General features: G+C 38.2%; 1 protein-coding gene. It reads right to left on the bottom strand.

Annotated features, from left to right (window positions below):
- On the bottom strand, nucleotides 1-1,664 hold a 1,664-nt coding region (locus tag CWB80_RS18600; protein WP_138686290.1), incomplete at its 3' end, for an MFS transporter.
- Between the last annotated feature and the right edge of the window lie 73 nt (nucleotides 1,665-1,737).

Raw genomic sequence — 1,737 nt, 5'->3', positions numbered from 1 at the left:
GGGGATTTTATCTCTTTGACTAAGTAACCATAACTCCACCCAGACAAAAATCCAGCAAATAAAAAGCCTAATGCCATAGATACAAAGTAATAACCCATAAACATAGCAGCACTGCCTGTTGGAGCTATGCTCGCTACATACTCTTGGCTTTTTGGAGAAGTGAGCATTTCACCAAAAGCAATTAATAATATAACCGTTACCACTACTAAACCGCCCAATTGGCTTAGTAATACCCCCGCGCTCATTAATAACAACACTAAAAAAGCACCTGCAGTGACAATTAAACCGCTTATTAGGACAGATATAACTTTAAAATGCTGGCATTTAACACTTACTATTATTTGTAACAGAACAATAGCTGCAAAATCTAAATTAATCAGGTATTCAGGGTTTACCTGTCGGTATTTAAGCCACTGCTGCGCCAATTGCATACTTTGCTCAGCCGAAAAGCTAGAAGCACTGGCTTGTTTAAAAAATAGCGCTATTTCAGCAACAGGAACATTAACTTTTAAGTGGACTAACTCTAGACGCACAGCCTCTAAATTTACCTCTTTGACTGGTGTTACACTATGAGTAGCAGCCAGTGTTTGCAGTTTGTTACTTAAAGCTTGAATATCAACATAAGCAAAAAAATCCACTGCTGATTGACCAAAGTAACTCAAGAGTACAACTAAATCTTGAGTATCAATATAGTCACGTATAAACAGAGGTAGAGTATAAAAAAGTTGGTTATATACCGTCCAAAACCCCGTTAATATTGCTAAATATAGTGCAAAACTACGATTGCTAACCCTCACCGGTTGTAGATACCATTTAGACGCTTTTTGCACGCTTACGCACTTATCCCATAACCAGTTCGCAGCTAACCAAATCGTAATTAGTGAAAAAGCTTGAGTGTACGTTAACCAGCTAACTCCCCCCGTCATTAAAATAATTACACTGGTAAACAGTAATAATGCGAAACGGCTGTTACCCAAAACATGTTGAGCTTGCTGTAAAACCGCTGCCGCACCTATGCTGCTACGTAGTTTACTGCTTGACTCACTGTAAAAAAGCAATGGAATAAAATTAATAACAATCCAAGATGCCGACATAATAAATACCGCATCCCAACTAATAGTCCTTAAATACCCAGCCACTAACGGGCCAATGAAGCCTCCCAAATTAACCATAGTGTAAAAAATACCAAAGCCTAATCCTCGGTTACTGTCGTTAGTATTTTGACTAATAGTGCCTACTACCACAGGTTTAAAGCAGGATGCACCAAAAGCGACTAACATTAAAATCATAAAGAACGAATTAAAATCAGTCACTTGACCTAAGAAGTAATAGCTTGGCGCCATCACAACAAATGAGCATGTAAACATTTTTTTATAGCCATAGCGATCGGCAAAAGCCCCAGTGATCACAGGTAATAAGTATAAAAAAAACGGAATTATCCCCTGTACGGCGCCTCGCTCTGCATCACTAAATCCGACCCCCCCTTGCTCAATGGGTGTGGTCATATATACCGACGATACTGCAAAAAAGCCATACCAAGCTAAACGCTCAAAAATTTCCATGGTATTAGCCAAGTAGAAACCTAACCCAAAGCTACGCCAAGTTTGTTTATTTTTATCGGTTCCCTGCTGTGCTGCTGATTGTAATTGTTGGTTATTATTCATAGTTTACTTTTTCAATTAAACGCAGTATTTTATATTGCATACAATATACAAACAAAGCAACTAAAATGACAAA

It is taken from the genome of Pseudoalteromonas sp. S1650 (genome assembly GCF_005887195.1).
GTDB lineage: Bacteria > Pseudomonadota > Gammaproteobacteria > Enterobacterales > Alteromonadaceae > Pseudoalteromonas > Pseudoalteromonas simplex.
The sequence above is the reverse complement of the archived record's forward strand: the minus strand, read 5'-3'. Positions and strand labels throughout refer to the sequence as shown.